Consider the following 14,196-nt stretch of genomic DNA (forward strand, 5'->3'; position numbering starts at 1 on the left):
ACCGGCACCCACAAGGTCCGCTACCGCGCCACCGACAAGGCCGGCAACACCGCCGCCGAGAAGGCCGTCGACTTCACCGTCGTCGCCCCGCCCACGCAGGACAGGACCCCGCCGGAGACCTCGGCGACGGTGGCCGGCACCAGGAACTCCGACGGCGCGTACATCACCAGCGCCACGGTGACGGTGACGGCGGCCGACACGGACTCGGGCGTGGAGCGCATCGAGTACTCGCTCGACGGGGGCCCGTACCTGGCCTACACGGCGCCCGTGATCGTCGACCGGGTCGGCTTCCACACCGTGCAGTACCGGGCCACCGACAAGGCCGGCAACACCTCCGAGGCGAAGAAGGAGTCCTTCACGGTCGCGGAGAGCGGCGGCGTCCCCGCCCCGAACTGCCCGGAGTACGACGAGCGGCTGACCGTGATCGTCGGCACCGTCGACACGGGTGTGCCGAACCGGGTCACCCGCTCCCGCTGCACGATCAACGAGCTGATCGAGGACGAGAAGGACTGGAGCTCCCACGCCCTGTTCCTCAAGCACGTCGACAAGGTCCTGGACGGGTTGCTGGCCGACGGTGTGATCGACCGGCGCGAGCACAGGAAGATCTACCAGGCGGCCAAGCAGTCCGGCATCGGCAAGCCGGGACAGACCGGTGGCTACCGCGACCTCTTCGACGGCACGGCCGCGTCCTTCGCCAAGTGGCAGCACGTGGGGGGCGGTTCGTTCGGCCTCAACGCCGACGGGTCGATGACCAGCGGCACCACCAAGGGCGGCCTGGGCATGCTGTGGTTCCCGCAGCGGCAGTACGGCGACTTCTCGCTGAGGCTCCAGTGGCGGGACGACGCCCCGGGCACCGGCAACGCCAACAGCGGTGTGTTCGTGCGCTTCCCGTACGTGCACGACAACCCGGAGGAGCCGCGGCCGGAGTGGGTCGCCATCAAGTACGGGCATGAGGTGCAGGTCCTGGACCGGCCCGACGGCGACATGTACAAGACCGGTTCGGTGTACGGCTTCGACCGCGTCGGCCTCGGCGGGGCCGGGGTCACCCCGAAGGGCACCTGGAACGACTACGAGATCCGGGTGGAAGGCCAGCACTACTCGGTCCACCGCAACGGTGTCCTGATCAACGAGTTCGAGAACAGCGGCGGTCAGGAGTTCGTCCCGCCGCGCGGCGACGACCCGGGCACGGACGGGCGGCGCTACGCCCAGGGCTACATCGGCCTCCAGGTGCACGGCACCACCGATGTGATCTCCTACCGCAACATCCGCGTCAAGGCACTGTAGCCGGCACGGCGCACGGTGCTCGGTGCCCCACCGCCGGCGGGCGGTGGGGCATCGGCGAGTCGTGGACGTCCGCGCGCCGGATCAGCCGTCGGCCGGCGGCGTCGCCTCCCCCGGCGTCCCTTCCCCCGAGTCGTCCGGCGCCTTCGCGGCCGAGCGCCCGGCCTTCTTCCCGGCACCGCCGGCCGGGGCGTCCTTCTTCGCACGGCTCGGCTGGACCCGCTTCGGCTCGCCGGGCATCTTCGGGTACTCCGGCGGGTACGGCAGATCGCCCAGCCCGTGCTCCGCCTCGTCGCGGCGGGCCAGCTCCAGCAGTGCCTCCAGGCCGAAGCGCCGGTCGTCCATGTCGGCGTGGACGTCACCGGCCTCGGCGTAGCGCGTCCGCATCGTCACGATGTCGAAGTCCTCGGGGACGGCGTCGTCGATCTCCTCCCAGCGCAGCGGCGCGGAGACCGGGGCGTGGGGGCGGGGCCGCACGGAGTAGGCGGAGGCGATGGTGCGATCGCGGGCGGTCTGGTTGTAGTCGACGAAGATCCGCGCCCCGCGCTCCTCCTTCCACCACCTGATGGTGACGTGGTCCGGCATGCGGCGTTCCAGCTGCCTGCCGCAGGCGATGGCGGCGCGCCGGACCTGGGTGAAGGTCCAGCGCGGCTCGATGGGGACGAACACATGGAGTCCGCGTCCGCCGGACGTCTTGGGCCAGCCGCGCAGCCCGGCCGCGTCCAGGACCTCCCGCAGCTCGTGGGCGGCGCGGACGGCGTCGGCGTAGTCGGTGCCGGGCTGCGGGTCGAGGTCGATGCGCAGCTCGTCGGGGTGGTCGGTGTCCTCGCGGCGGACCGGCCACGGGTGGAAGGTGACGGCGCCGAGGTTGGCGGCCCAGGCCACGGCGGCGGGTTCGGTCGGGCACATCTCGTCGGCCGACCGGCCGCTGGGGAACGTGATGTGGGCGGTGGGGATCCAGTCGGGGAGGTACTTCGGGGCACGCTTCTGGAAGAACGACTCTCCGGTCACGCCGTCGGGGTAGCGCTCCAGGGTGGTGGGCCGGTCCCGGAGCGCACGGGTGATGCCATCGCCGACGGCGAGGTAGTACTGGACCATGTCCATCTTGGTGTAGCCGCGTTCGGGGAAGTACACCTTGTCAGGATTGGACACACGGACGGTCCGCCCGCCCACTTCCACTTCCACCGCTCCGGCCATGACCGTCAGCGTAGGCCGTGCCAGGAATCCATGCATACCGGACAATCACCCTATGGATCTACCGGTCATGCCCCCCGTGAAACCGATGCTCGCCAAGTCCGTGGCGAGGATCCCGCCCGGGATGCAGTACGAGGCCAAGTGGGACGGTTTCCGTGCGATCGTCCACCGGGACGGCGACGAGGTGGTGATCGGCAGCCGCACCGGGAAGCCGCTGACCCGCTACTTCCCCGAGCTGGTCACGGCCCTGCGCGGCAATCTGCCGGAGCGCTGCGTCGTCGACGGCGAGATCGTGATCGCCCACGGGGGTCGACTCGACTTCGACCGGCTCACCGAGCGCATCCATCCGGCGGACTCCCGGGTGCGGATGCTCGCCGAGCTCACCCCGGCCAGCTTCGTGGCCTTCGACCTCCTGGCTCTCGGCGACGACGCGCTGCTCGACACCCCGCTGGCGCAGCGGCGCGCGCAGCTCGTCGGGGCGCTCGCGGACGCGCGCGAACCGGTGCACATCGCACCCGCGACGACGGACACCGCCGTCGCGGAGCGGTGGTTCGAGCAGTTCGAGGGGGCCGGGCTCGACGGAGTGATCGCCAAACCGCTGGATCTTCCCTACCGGCCCGACGTCCGGCTGATGTACAAGATCAAGCACGAGCGGACCGCGGACGTGGTCCTCGCCGGCTACCGCTTCCACAAGAGCGGACCGATCGTCGGCTCGCTGCTGCTCGGCCTGTACGACACCGGCGGCGCCCTGCAGCACGTGGGCGTCTGCGCCGCGTTCTCCATGAAGCGCCGCGAGGAGCTGGTGGCGGAGCTGGAACCGCTGCGCCCGGCGGACGTGTCGGAGCACCCCTGGGCGCGCTGGGCGGAGGAGGAGGCGCACGAGTCGGCCCGGCTGCCCGGTGCGCCGAGCCGCTGGTCGGGCAAGAAGGACCTGTCATGGGTGGCGCTGCGACCGGAGCGGGTGGTCGAGGTCGCGTACGACCACATGGAGGGCGACCGCTTCCGCCACACTGCGCAGTTCCGCCGGTGGCGGCCCGACCGCGCTCCCGAGAGCTGCACCTACGCGCAGCTGGAGGAGCCGGTGCGCTACGACCTCTCGGAGGTCCTGTCGGCGCCGCCGTCCGGGTGAACCACGGGACTCGGCCTTCGGGAGGCGCGGGGGCCGTGCCCGCACCGGGAGGCGGCAGGCGGGGCCCCGGCCGGCGGCACGGCGCCTCGACCTCCACGACGTACGCGGCCGCGACCGCGTACCTCCCGACCTCGAGCGACGGAGCCGGAGCCGGCTCCGGCTTCGGCTCCGGCTTCGGCTTCGGCTCCGCGCTCCGCGCTCCTCCGGTGGACTCGCATGCGACAAGGTGGAGTTCGGGGGTGGGACCGCACCCGGGGCAACTTACTCCCCGGTAGGGGGAAATCGGCGGTCGCGACCGAACGGTTTCCGCACAGAGACGTCCCGGCTGACGAACCGTGAAGCGCATCAGGTACGTATAGAGGAGAACACCACCCATGCCCGGCGACCCCGGAGCAACATCAGCAAAGGACTCCACGTGACCGCGTCCAACCTCGTCCCCGTCCCGATTCCCGACGGTGTGGCCGCCCTGATCGGATCCTGCATGCCGCTCGGTGTGCTGCAGGCGGAGATCGACGCCGAGTGCGCGGCGCGCGAGGCCATGCGGTTCCGGGGGCCGCTCTGTGCGGAGGACCAGGCGGACCGCGAGCACGCCCTGGCCGCGCTGGCCCGGTCCAACAAGATCCTGGCCGCCTACAACCCGGGCCTGGTGGTGCGTCCGGGCGGCCCGCGCTAGCCCCGCAGCGCAACGCCCGGGGACAACGGATGCGGATCGCGACCGTGTCGGTGCCGGGCGGGTGGGACGGAGGAAGGGAGCCTGGACCACAGTGTGACCTGCCGCATTCGTGCGGCCGCCCGACTGTGCGGGGTCGGCAGCACTGTGGAACGGGAAGGACAGCACCGTGGCGACCAACGGCAAGGGCGGGGACGGCACCGACGAGGAGGGGACGGCGACGGCGGACGCCACGCCCGGAGAGACCCGGATCAAACCGGTCGTCTTCTTCGGCTCCTCCGGGCTGATCCTCGCGATCTCGATCTGGGCGATCATCACCCCGAGCGGCGCCCAGCATGTCATCGGTGTGGTGGTCGACTGGATCTCCACCGGTTTCGGCTGGTACTACTTCCTCGCCGCCACCCTGTACCTGGCCTTCGTCGTGTTCATCGGCGCCTCCCGCTACGGCAACATCAAACTGGGGCCGAAGCACTCCACGCCCGACTTCGGTCTGTTCGCCTGGGGGGCCATGCTCTTCGCGGCGGGCATCGGGATCGACCTGATGTTCTTCGCCGTCTCAGGGCCCGTCAGCCACTACCTCGCGCCGCCGGAAGGCAGGGGGCAGACCGTGGAGGCGGCCCGTCAGGCAGTGGTGTGGACACTGTTCCACTACGGCATCACCGGGTGGGCGATGTACGCGCTGATGGGCATGGCACTGGGGTACTTCGCCTTCCGCTACCGTCTGCCCCTGGCCATCCGCTCGGCGCTCTACCCCATCATCGGCCGGCGCATCCACGGCCGGATCGGTGACGCCGTGGACCTCGCGGCCATCATCGGCACGGTGTTCGGCATCTCGGTGTCGCTCGGAATCGGTGTGGTGCAGCTGAACTTCGGCCTCAGCTTCCTCTTCGACGTACCCGAAGGCATTGCCGCGCAGATCGGTCTGATCGTGATCGCGGTGATCATGGCCACGGTGTCCGCGGCGGCCGGAGTCGACCGCGGCATCCGGCGACTGTCCGAGCTCAACGTCGTGCTCGCGCTCGTGCTGCTGCTCTACATGCTGATCGTCAGCGGCCCCGTCCCGCTGCTCAACCAGCTCATCCTCAACATCGGCGACTACGTCAGCCGCTTCCCCTCGATGACCCTGAACACCTTCGGCTACGACCCGCCGAAGGACTGGCTCAACGCCTGGACGCTCTTCTTCTGGGCCTGGTGGGTCGCGTGGGCACCCTTCGTCGGGCTGTTCCTGGCGAGGATCTCCCGGGGCCGCTCGCTCCGCCAGTTCGTGCTGGCGACCCTGGTCATCCCGTTCGTGTTCACGCTGACCTTCCTCTCCGTCTTCGGCAACAGCGCGCTGCAGGTGATCCGCGGCGGCAACCTCCGGTTCGGCGAGACGGCCATGGAGTTCCCCGAACAGGGCTTCTACGGGCTGCTCGCGCAGTACCCGGGCGCGGCGTTCAGCGCCGGGCTCGCCACCGTCGTCGGGCTGCTGCTCTATGTGACCTCGGCGGACTCCGGCGCGCTGGTGATGGGCAACCTCTGCTCCCATCTGCCCACTCCGGTGAGCGACTCGGCTCCGTGGCTGCGGGTGTTCTGGGCCGGTGCCACGGGACTGCTGACCCTGGCCATGCTCCTCGTCGGCGGCGTGGAGGCGCTCACCAGTGCCACCATCGTCATGGGCCTGCCGTTCTCGTTCGTGATGTTCCTCATCATGGCCGGCCTGTACAAGGCGCTCCGCCTCGAACGGATGCGTGACGACGCCCTGATCGCCACTCTGCCCGGGTCACTGTCGGGACGGACACACCGCGGTCCGCTCGCCGAGCGGACCTGGCGGCAACGGATCGCGCGGGCGATGGCGTTCCCCGGCCCGCGGGCCGCCACCCGGTTCGTGGACGAGGTGTGCCGCCCGGCGTTCGAGAAGGTGGCCGGGGAACTGCGCGCCCAGGGTGCCCGGACGACCGTCACCGACGAGACCGACGAGGCGACCGGAGTCCCCCGGCTGGAGCTGCGGGTCCGGATCGGCGGCAAGGAGGAGTTCGTCTACGGGCTGGAGCCGCTGGAGACCCTCACCCCCCAGTTCGCGACCCGCTCGGTCTCCGGCCACGACACCTATCTGAGGTTCGAGGTGCGGCTCGCCGAGGGCAACCAGGGCTACGACGTGATGGGGTACACCGAGGAGCAGCTCATCGGCGACATGCTCGACCAGTACGAGCGGCATTTCGAGTTCCTGCGCCTCCACCACGAGGCCACGGCCGGCTCCGCGCTGCCCGGTCACCGGCCGGACACGGCCGAGCACGGTCCGGACCAGGAGGGCTGACCGAGAGGACGTTCGGGCGGCCCACCGTGTTCCGCCCGGTGCTGCAGGCGGGCCCGCCGGCGGCCCGGTGTCGTCGTGCGCCCGCCGACGCCGGGCGGCGCGCCGGTGATGATCGTGCGGCCGGGCTCGACGGCGGGCGCCTGACGGACCACCGGCCCCGGGGCCGCGGTCGTTCACTCCGTGAAGGTGCCGTTCACGTACACCCAGGCGCCGTCGTGCCGTTCGAAGTGGCTGCGCTCATGGAGCTGCCCGGGCTCGCCGCCGTGGGTGTAGCGGGCGACGAAGGTGACCGTGCCGGTGGTGTGGAACATGCTGCCCTCGGTGGTCTCCCGGATCTCCAGACCGGTCCAGCTCGTCGCGGGGTCGAACTCCACACCGCTCGGCCGGTAGTCGGGGTGCCAGGTGCGCAGCAGATGACCCTCGTCCCGGACGACGAAGGCGCAGTAGCGGGACCGCATCAGCAGTTCCGCCGTCGGAGCGGCGGACCGTCCGCTGTGGAACCTGCCGCAGCAGGCTCCGTACGCGGCGGGCAGTCCGCAGGGACAGGGGGAGCCGTCGGTGACGGTGGGCTGCGAGGGGCGGGTGGTACGTCGGGCCATGGGGCCATTGTGGCGCGCGGGGCGGCGCGCCGGGTGAACGGGCCCGCGCTGCGCCCTCGCCAGGACGGCAGTGGCCCCGGCCGGACCGCGGTCCGGCCGGGGCACGCCTCGGGAGGTTCGAGAGGTCAGGCGGTCGGTGCAGGGGTGGCGTCGTCCTCTGCGTCCTCGGCCGGCCCGACGGGGGCGACCGCCGCGGGCGTCCTGTCCTCGGCGAGCCCGTTGAAGATCAGGTTCAGCACGATCGCGGACGTCGCGCCGAGCGTGACGCCGCTGTTCAGCAGAGAGGCCAGGTCGGCGTCCATGTGCTCCTTGAAGAGCACCGGGACTGTGGCCGGCAGCAGCGCGAAGGCCAGGGACACACCCACGACGAGCGCGTTCTTCTCCTCCTTCAGGTCGGCCTTGGCCAGCGTCTGGATACCGGCCAGGGCCACCATCGCGAACATCACGGTCGCCGCGCCGCCGAGTACCGCGTGCGGCACCGAGGCGACGACCGCGGCGGCCTTCGGGAGCAGGCCCAGGACCATCATGAACACACCGGCGGCCACCACGACGAAGCGACTCTTGACCTTGGTTATGCGAACGAGCCCGACGTTCTCCGCGAATGCCACGTAGGGGAAGGAGTTGAGGACGCCTCCCAGCGCCGTGGCCGCGCCGTCGGCGCGAAGTGCACGCGCCACGGTTTCACTGTCGACCTGCTTGTCGACGATGTCACCGACCGCGTACGTGTCGCCCGTCGTCTCGACCATGGTGATCAGCATGACGATGAGCATGAGAAGGATCGGGAGCCACTGGAACTGGGGCACACCGAAGTGGAACGGCGTCGTGACCCCCACCCAGTTCGCGTTGCCCACCTCCGAGAAGTGCGCGTCCCCGAGCAGGAAGGCCACGGCGGTGCCGCCGACCAGGCCGAGCAGAATCGCGATGCTGGAGAGGAACTGCCTGCCGATCTTCATCAGGACGAGGATGAAGAGCATCGTGCCGCCGGCATAGGCGAAGTTCCTGGGATCACCGAAGTCCGGGCTGCCGAGTCCGCCCGCCGCGTCGTTCAGGCCGACCGGGATCAGCACGATACCGAGAACCGTGATCACCGTGCCGGTCACCACAGGCGGGAACAGCCGCATGACCGACCGGAACGCCCTGGCGGGCAGCCAGGCGAACGCGAAGGTCGCCAGACCGGCCGTGATCACGGCGCCGTAGATCACCAGCAGGGCCGCCGTGCCGCCCCCCGCGCCCATGCCGATCGCGATCATCGGCGACACCGCGGTGAAGGTCACGCCCTGGATGAGCGGCAGCCGCGCGCCGATCCGGCCGATTCCCCACGCCTGGATGATGGACGCGATACCGCAGGTGAACAGGTCCGCATTGATCAGGTAGACCAGCTGCTCGGCACTGAGTCCCAGCGCACCGCCGACGATGATCGGAACGATAACGGCGCCGGCGTAGAAGGCCAGTACGTGCTGGAATCCGTAGAGCGCCAGCTTGGAGACGGGGAGCACCTCGTCGACCGGATGGGGGCTCTGCTCCTTGCGACCGGGGAGTCGAACGGCGAAACGTGCCATCTCTGCCTTGCCCTTCAAGAGGTGTGACGGGGAAGAGTTCTGGTTGTCCCTGGGCCGGGCGTTCAGTCGGCGGACTCAGGGTTGTCAGTGCGGTCACGCCGTCGAGGCCTTACTGGTGACGGCAGCAGCGTCTCGTCGTGTGACCGAATAGAACCCCTGTATGGCGCCGCACGAGAATTGGCGACATGCACAAAGTGTTGACGGCGACGCCCCGTGGATTTGTAGGTTCACCCAATGGCGGCGTGCGGCGCGAGCACCTGCGTGGGCCCCGGGCCCATATCCACCAGGGCCTGCCGCAAGGACGGCGCGCCGCCGCGCGACGGCCTCGCGCCGAGTGGCGCATCGGGTCCCGACCGGTCGCGCGACGGTGCCTGTTATGCCGAACTCCGCAGGTGCGGCTCGGGTTTCGCCGGTGTCGCGGCCGCGGCCCCCGGTCGGGGTCGACACCCTCCGGGAGTGGGCGAGCCCGGCCTTGCACCCTTCGAACGTTGATACGAGCAGGGGCGGGTCCCGCCGGTCGGCCCCGGCACGGGAGCAGACCGGACGGAACGCCGCGGGCTCGGAAGGCTCCGAGCATTTCAGGCCATGCCGCCCGGGCCGGCCGGGCGCCCACGCCGAGGCCGAGGCCCGTCGCACGCTTCCCTGGCGGAACGGGTCCGCGACAGCATTCGTCGTTTGCCGACAGTTGCCAACAGGTCCCGAGACGGGCCGGGCCCGGTGCCCGCCCGGGCGGTTCTCGCGCGAACGCCGCCGAGGTGACAGCGTGGGGGCAGAAGAGGGAAGAAGAGTTCCTGACGGCCGAGGACACGGCGGAGGAAGACCGGTGAGGGACGGCGGTGGCGCGGCGCCCCGGCGCCGCGGAGCAGGCAGGGGCCGCGCGGACGTACGGCGGCAGGAAGGTCGCGGGATGAGGCTGACGGTTCTGGGCGGCGGAGGCTTCCGCGTTCCGCTGGTGTACGGCGCGCTCCTCGGCGACCGCGAGGAGGGCCGGGTCACCCGGGTCACCCTCCACGACCTCGACGGGTCCCGGCTCCGCGCCGTCGCGACCGTGCTCGCCGAACAGGCCGCCGGTGTGCCGGACGCGCCCGCCGTCGAGGTCACCACCGATCTCGACGAGGCGCTGCGCGGCGCCGACTTCGTGTTCTCCGCGATCCGCGTCGGCGGGCTGGAGGGACGCGCGGCCGACGAGCGGGTGGCACTCACCGAGGGCGTGCTGGGCCAGGAGACGGTCGGCGCGGGCGGCATCGCGTTCGGGCTCCGGACCGTGCCGGTCGCCACGGACATCGCCCGCAGGATCGCCGCGCTCGCGCCCGACGCCTGGGTCATCAACTTCACCAACCCCGCGGGGCTCGTCACCGAGGCCATGTCCCGGGTGCTCGGCGACCGGGTCATCGGGATCTGCGACTCACCGGTCGGGCTCGGCCGTCGCGTGGCGCGGGCGCTGGGCGCCGACCCCGGCCGGGTGTGGATGGACTACGTCGGCCTCAACCACCTGGGCTGGCTGCGCGGACTGCGGGTGGCCGGCCGGGACGAACTTCCGCGTCTCCTCGGCGACTCCGAGGCGCTCGGTTCCCTCGAGGAGGGCAGGCTGTTCGGCGCGGACTGGCTGCGCTCGCTGGGCGCGATCCCCAACGAGTACCTGCACTACTACTACTTCAACCGCGAGACCGTACGTGCGTACCGACGGGCGGAACGCACCCGCGGGGCCTTCGTCCGCGACCAGCAGGCCGGCTTCTACGCCGAACCGTCGCTGAGGCGCTGGGAGTCCGCCCTCGCCGAGCGTGAGGCCACCTACATGGCCGGCAACCGCGAGGCGTCCGGCGCGGGCGAACGGGTGGACGAGGACCTGGAGTCGGGCGGCTACGAGCAGGTCGCGCTGGCCCTGATGCGCGCGGTAGCCCGTGACGAGCGCGCCACGCTGATCCTCAACGTCCGCAATCGCACGACCCTTTCCGTGCTCGACGCGGACGCCGTGGTCGAGGTGCCGTGCCTCGTGGACGCCGGCGGCGCCCACCCGTACGCCGTCGACCCGCTCCCGGGCCACGCCACGGGTCTGGTCACGGCGGTGAAGGCGGTCGAACGGGAGGTCATGAAGGCCGCGGAGAGCGGGTCCCGCTCCGCCGCCGTGCGGGCCTTCGCCCTGCATCCCCTGGTCGACTCCGTCACCGTCGCCCGCCGTCTGCTGGACGGGTACACCGCCGTACACCCCGGTCTCGCCCACCTCAACCGGAAGTAGGTGCTCGGAGATGCACGACGAACGGCACAGGATCGAGCAGCGCGTCGCGCGTGTACTGGAGCAGCGGATCCGACCGGCGGTCCACACGGACTGCGTGCCGCTGGCGGTGGCGGCCTGGCAGGTGCCCGACGAGCCCGTGCCGTTCGAGGAGGCGCGCGAGGCCACCTTCGAGCCGTTCGCCCCGGGCACCGCGTGGGGTCCGCCGTGGGGCACCACCTGGTTCCGGGTGGCCGGCGACGTGCCCGTGGAATGGGCGGGCCGGCGCGTGGAGGCCTGGTTCGACCTGGGGTTCACCAGCGGCTGGCCGGGCAACCAGGCCGAGGCGCTCGTCCACCTCCCGGACGGCACCCCCGTGAAGGCCGTCAACCCGCAGAACCAGTACGTGCCCGTCTCCTCACCCGCGACGGGCGGCGAACGGGTCGCCTTCCTGATCGAGGCCGCCTCCAACCCGGACATCCTCAAGGACCGCTTCCGCTCCCCCACCCCCATGGGCGACAAGCGCACGGCGGGCAGCGCGCCGCTCTACACCTTCGCGCGGGCCGATCTCACCGTGCTCGACGAGGACGTCTGGCATCTGTCCCTCGACATGCAGGTGCTGCAGGAGCTGATGCTGGAGCTCGGCGAGCACGAGCCTCGCCGTCACGAGATCATGTACACCCTGGAGCGGGCACTGGACGTGCTCGACCTCGACGACGTGCCGGGATCGGCGGCCGATGCCCGCGACGTCCTCGCCGAGGCCCTCGCCCGGCCCGCGCACGCCAGCGCGCACACCCTGTCGGCGGTCGGGCACGCCCACATCGACAGCGCCTGGCTGTGGCCGATCCGGGAGACCAGGCGGAAGGCGGCCCGGACGTTCTCCAATGTCACCTCGCTGGCGAAGGAGTACCCCGAGTTCGTCTTCGCCTGCTCGCAGGCGCAGCAGTACGCGTGGGTGCGGGACGACCACCCGCAGGTGTGGGCCGGGATCAAGGAGACGGTGGCGAACGGGCAGTGGGCGCCCGTCGGCGGCATGTGGGTGGAGGCGGACGGCAATCTGCCCGGCGGCGAGGCGCTGGCCCGGCAACTCGTGCACGGCAAGCGCTTCTTCCTCGACGAGTTGGGCGTCGAGACCCACGGGGTGTGGCTGCCGGACTCGTTCGGCTACACGGCGGCCTTTCCACAGCTCGCCAAGCTCGCGGGGATGAGCTGGTTCCTGACGCAGAAGCTGTCCTGGAACCAGACCAACAAGCTGCCCCACCACACCTTCTGGTGGGAGGGCATCGACGGCTCGCGGATCTTCACCCACTTCCCGCCCGTCGACACCTACAACGCGGTCCTCTCCGGACGGGAGATGGCCCACGCGGTGCGCAACTACCGGGACAAGGGGCGCGGTACGCGATCGCTGGCGCCGTTCGGCCACGGCGACGGCGGCGGCGGACCCAACCGGGAGATGCTGGAGCGGGCCCGCCGGCTGGCGGACCTGGAGGGCTCGGCAAAGGTCGTCGTCGAGCACCCGGACGCCTTCTTCGAGGCGGCTCGGGAGGAGTACGCGGGCCACGCCGACGCCCCGGTGTGGTCGGGCGAGCTGTACCTGGAGCTGCACCGCGCCACCTACACCTCCCAGGCCCGCACCAAGCAGGGCAACCGCCGCAGTGAACACGCGTTGCGCGAAGCCGAGTTGTGGGCGACGACGGCGGCCCTGCACGTGCCCGGGTACACCTACCCCCACGCCGCGCTGGACCGGTTGTGGAAGACGGTGCTGCTGCACCAGTTCCACGACATCCTGCCCGGTTCGTCGATCGCCTGGGTCCACCGGGAGGCCGAGGCGGAGTACGCCCGGGTCGCGAAGGAGCTGGAGGCGCTGACCGCACAGGCCCTGGAGGCGGTGAGCGGAGCGGGCCGGGTCGAGCCGTGGGTGTACAACGCGGGGCCCCGGGACCGGGCCGAGGTCGTGCGGGTGCCGTCGGTCCTGGCCGACGTCCTGGACCCGGGGCTGCCGAGGCTGTCCGACGGCTCCGCCCCCGTGTCAGTGGCGGTCCCGGCCTCCGGCTCGGCCCGGATCGTCCCGCGGGCCCCGGCGCAGCCGCCGGTCAGGGTGACCAACCGGGCCCTGGACAACGGGCTCGTACGGGTCGAGTTCGCCGACGACGGCACCTTCACCTCCGTGCGCGACCTCGTCGCCGACCGGGAGGTGCTGCCGCCCGGCGGCAAGGGCAACCTGCTGCGGCTGCACAGTGACCTGCCGAACCACTGGGACGCCTGGGACATCGACAAGCACTACCTGGCCCGCTACACCGACCTCCTGGAGGGGGCCACGATCAGGATCGCCGACGACAGCCCACTGCTCGGCGCGCTGCGCGTGGAGCGGATCTTCGGCCGGGGCTCGCGGATCGTGCAGACCGTCACCCTGCGGGCCGGCAGCCGCCGTGTCGACATCGGTACCGAGATCGACTGGCACGAGGCGGAGAAGATCCTCAAGGCCGGCTTCCCGGTCGACGTGCACGCGGAACGATCCACCGCGGAGATCCAGTTCGGCCATGTCCACCGCCCCACCCACACCAACACCAGCTGGGAGGCGGCGCGTTTCGAGGTCCACGGCCATCGCTGGGTGCACATCGGCGAGAACGGCTACGGCGTCGCGGTCCTCAACGACTCGACGTACGGGCACGATGTGACGCGCACGACGCGGGAGGAGGACGGCGGCACGACCACGACCGTCCGGCTGAGTCTGGTCCGCGCGCCCCGCATCCCCGACCCCGAGGCGGATCAGGGCCCGCACCGCTTCACGTACGCCCTGCTGCCCGGCGCGACGGTCGAGGAGGCGATCGCCGAGGGTTACGCGCTGAATCTGCCGCTCCGGATCGGCCCGGGCGGTACCGCGGTGCCGCCGGTGGTCACCACGGACGGTCCCGCGGTCGTGGTGGAGGCCGTGAAACTGGCCGACGACGGCTCGGGGGACGTCGTCGTCCGGCTCTACGAGTCGCTCGGCGGGCGGGCGGCGACGGTACTGCGCACGGGGTTCCCGGCGACGGGCGCGGTCCTGACGGACCTGCTGGAACGACCGCTGGAGGGCCCCCCGCTCGCGGTCGAGGACGACGGCGTGGCGCTGCGACTGCGGCCGTTCCAGATCGTCACGGTGCGGCTGAGGCGCGGAGGCGGATGAGACGGGCCCAGGGCCGCCGAGGCGCCCTGGCCCCGTGGCGGCCGAGGGGCTGCGGCGGCCGGTCCGGGCGGTGCGCCGGGAACGGCGGCG

The 14,196-nt window shown here is 71.4% G+C and carries 9 protein-coding genes; 6 read left to right on the forward strand and 3 right to left on the reverse strand.

The annotated features are described in order from the left end of the window. The coding region (locus tag AB0J10_RS19450; RefSeq protein WP_363063131.1) for a family 16 glycoside hydrolase at nucleotides 1–1,284 on the forward strand (1,284 nt) is incomplete at its 5' end. A gap of 81 nt (nucleotides 1,285–1,365) precedes the next feature. On the opposite strand, the gene ligD is transcribed toward AB0J10_RS19450, so the two are convergent. Next, the gene (ligD, locus tag AB0J10_RS19455) at nucleotides 1,366–2,478 is read right to left on the reverse strand and encodes a non-homologous end-joining DNA ligase (protein ID WP_363063133.1); all 1,113 of its coding nucleotides are present in this window, start codon (nucleotides 2,476–2,478) and stop codon (nucleotides 1,366–1,368) included. 52 nt (nucleotides 2,479–2,530) lie between these two features. Between ligD and AB0J10_RS19460 the strand changes: the two genes are divergently transcribed. The 3 genes from AB0J10_RS19460 (at nucleotide 2,531) to betT (ending at nucleotide 6,570) form a co-directional block, all read left to right on the forward strand. Further along, nucleotides 2,531–3,604 (forward strand): ATP-dependent DNA ligase, encoded by a 1,074-nt coding sequence (locus AB0J10_RS19460; RefSeq protein ID WP_363063135.1) that lies wholly within the window; start codon nucleotides 2,531–2,533, stop codon nucleotides 3,602–3,604. Nucleotides 3,605–4,019: 415 nt separating this feature from the next. Then, nucleotides 4,020–4,277 (forward strand): hypothetical protein, encoded by a 258-nt coding sequence (locus AB0J10_RS19465; RefSeq protein WP_269727362.1) that lies wholly within the window; start codon nucleotides 4,020–4,022, stop codon nucleotides 4,275–4,277. A 166-nt stretch (nucleotides 4,278–4,443) separates the two neighbouring features. Beyond that, nucleotides 4,444–6,570: a choline BCCT transporter BetT gene (gene betT, locus AB0J10_RS19470; RefSeq protein ID WP_363063137.1), complete on the forward strand. Its 2,127-nt coding sequence runs from the start codon at nucleotides 4,444–4,446 to the stop codon at nucleotides 6,568–6,570. A 173-nt stretch (nucleotides 6,571–6,743) separates the two neighbouring features. Here the strand turns inward: betT and AB0J10_RS19475 are convergent, their stop codons facing one another. Both AB0J10_RS19475 and AB0J10_RS19480 read right to left on the reverse strand, forming a co-directional pair. Beyond that, entirely contained in the window at nucleotides 6,744–7,169 is a 426-nt protein-coding gene (locus AB0J10_RS19475) for a YchJ family metal-binding protein (protein WP_363063139.1), read from the reverse strand. 125 nt (nucleotides 7,170–7,294) lie between these two features. Then, complete coding sequence (locus AB0J10_RS19480; protein ID WP_363063141.1) at nucleotides 7,295–8,728, reverse strand: nucleobase:cation symporter-2 family protein; 1,434 nt, start codon at nucleotides 8,726–8,728, stop codon at nucleotides 7,295–7,297. Nucleotides 8,729–9,635: 907 nt separating this feature from the next. Here AB0J10_RS19480 and AB0J10_RS19485 point away from each other — a divergent pair. Together AB0J10_RS19485 and AB0J10_RS19490 are read left to right on the forward strand one after the other, a co-directional pair. Further along, nucleotides 9,636–10,964 (forward strand): 6-phospho-beta-glucosidase, encoded by a 1,329-nt coding sequence (locus tag AB0J10_RS19485; RefSeq protein WP_363063143.1) that lies wholly within the window; start codon nucleotides 9,636–9,638, stop codon nucleotides 10,962–10,964. A 10-nt stretch (nucleotides 10,965–10,974) separates the two neighbouring features. After that, nucleotides 10,975–14,106 carry a glycoside hydrolase family 38 C-terminal domain-containing protein gene (locus AB0J10_RS19490; RefSeq protein ID WP_363063145.1) on the forward strand — a complete coding sequence of 1,044 codons (3,132 nt, stop codon included), beginning with the start codon at nucleotides 10,975–10,977 and terminating at the stop codon, nucleotides 14,104–14,106. Nucleotides 14,107–14,196: the final 90 nt, after the last annotated feature.

Origin of the sequence: Streptomyces sp. NPDC049887 (assembly GCF_040656535.1) — a bacterium.
Taxonomy (GTDB): domain Bacteria; phylum Actinomycetota; class Actinomycetes; order Streptomycetales; family Streptomycetaceae; genus Streptomyces.